This window comes from Bradyrhizobium sp. P2_E8, assembly GCF_056403875.1.
Genome location: NZ_JBFUES010001320.1, coordinates 1 through 1,686 on the forward strand (window position 1 = coordinate 1; position 1,686 = coordinate 1,686).

At 68.9% G+C, this 1,686-nt stretch carries 2 protein-coding genes; one reads left to right on the forward strand and one right to left on the reverse strand.

The genetic code is table 11. The annotated features are described in order from the left end of the window. On the reverse strand, positions 1–576 hold a 576-nt coding region (locus AC1D00_RS40030), incomplete at its 3' end, for a LysR family transcriptional regulator (RefSeq protein WP_477014492.1). A 96-nt stretch (positions 577–672) separates the two neighbouring features. Between AC1D00_RS40030 and AC1D00_RS40035 the strand changes: the two genes are divergently transcribed. Then, positions 673–1,686 (forward strand): NAD(P)H-dependent flavin oxidoreductase (locus AC1D00_RS40035; protein ID WP_477014493.1); only part of this gene is annotated, 1,014 nt, incomplete at its 3' end.

A 1,686-nucleotide genomic window follows, 5' to 3' on the forward strand; every position in this document is an offset into this window, starting at 1 on the left:
GAACACCAGCGCCGTCGGACCGGACTCCGGCGTGCCGGCGCGCAGCTCCGCAAGCGAGCTCCAGCGCCGCGCGCTGACCAGCACCAGCTCTTCGCGGAAGGCGCTTGTCGCGGTGAGGTCGGCATGCGCGATGGGACCTGCAACGAAGGCGCCGTCGAGCGTGCCTTCGAGCACGCCCGCGACGAGGTCGGCCGTCGTCGCCGTGCGCAAGGAGAGGCGCACGGCCGGGAAGCGGCGGTGGAAATCGGCGAGCAGCGGCGGCAGCCGCACGGCGGCCGTCGTTTCCATCGAACCGATTGCCAGCGGCCCCTTTGGCTCACCGTCGTCGCGTGCGGCGAGCACGGCCTCGCGCGATAACGCGGCCATCCGTTGCGCGTAGGGCAGGAGGCGTTTGCCGGCGCCGGTCAGCGTCATGCCGCGGCTGTGGCGCTCGAACAGCGGCGTGCCGATCTCCGCCTCAAGCGCCTTCACGCGCTGGGTGACGTTGGACTGCACAGTGTTGAGCTCCTCGGCAGCGCGGGTGATGCCGCCGGTGCGGGCGACCGCGGCGAAGGTCTGGATATCGCTGAGTTCCATGGCGTCGTTTCGCTTTTGTGATGGCAGCGTTCGCAACAATTCATTTTTCGAGAATGCTAGTCGCGCTTAGTCTCACTGTCCAGATCGGGGAGAGCCATGCCCATTGCGACGCCGCTGACGAGCTTGCTGGAAATCAACCATCCCGTGCTGCTGGCGCCGATGGATGTCGTCGCCGGCAGCCGTCTGGTGGCGGCCGTCAGCCGCGCCGGTGGCTTCGGCATTCTCGGCGGCGGCTACGGCGAGAGGACGTGGCTGGAGCGGGAGACCGTAAAGCTCGCCGGCCTGCGCGCGCCGTTCGGTGTCGGCTTCATCACCTGGAGCCTCGCCAAGCGGCCCGAACTGCTCGACATTGCGCTCGCCGCCAGACCATCCGCGATCATGCTGTCCTTCGGCGATCCCGCGCCGTTCGCACCCAAGATCAGATCCGCGGGAGCGCGCCTGATCTGCCAAGTGCAGGACGAGGCGATGGCGCGGCAGGCGCTCGACGCCGGCGCCGATATCCTGGTCGCGCAGGGCACGGAGGCGGGCGGTCACGGCGCGTCACGCACCAGCATCGATCTCGTGCCTGCCATCGTCGATCTTGCGGCGGGCCGTGTGCCTGTGGTGGCGGCCGGCGGTATCGCCGACGGGCGCGGTCTCGCCGCCATGATGATGCTGGGCGCGAGCGGCGTGCTGCTCGGCACGCGCTTCTACGCGAGCCAGGAGGCCGACGGCGCCGAGGAGGCCAAGCGGCGCATCTGCGCCGCAAGCAGCGGCTCGACGGTGCGCGGCATCATCTTCGATTTGTCACGCAACAATGTCTGGCCGGCGCCGTTTACCGGCCGGTGCCTGGTCAACGACCACGCCAGGCGCTGGATCGGCCGCGAGGTCGAACTGATGCAGAATGTCGCCACGGTCGCGGCGGAGTATGCCGCGGCGAAGGCGGCCGGCAATTTCGACATCGCCGCGGTGATCGCGGGCGAGGCCGTCGGCCTGATCCATGATATCCCACCCGCGGCCGAGATCGTCGAGCGGATCGCGACCGAAGCCGAGCAGCTTCTTGCCGGCCGGCGCAACTCGGTTTCTTCTTTTCCTTCTCCCCTTGTGGGAGAAGGTGGCGCGGATGCAATC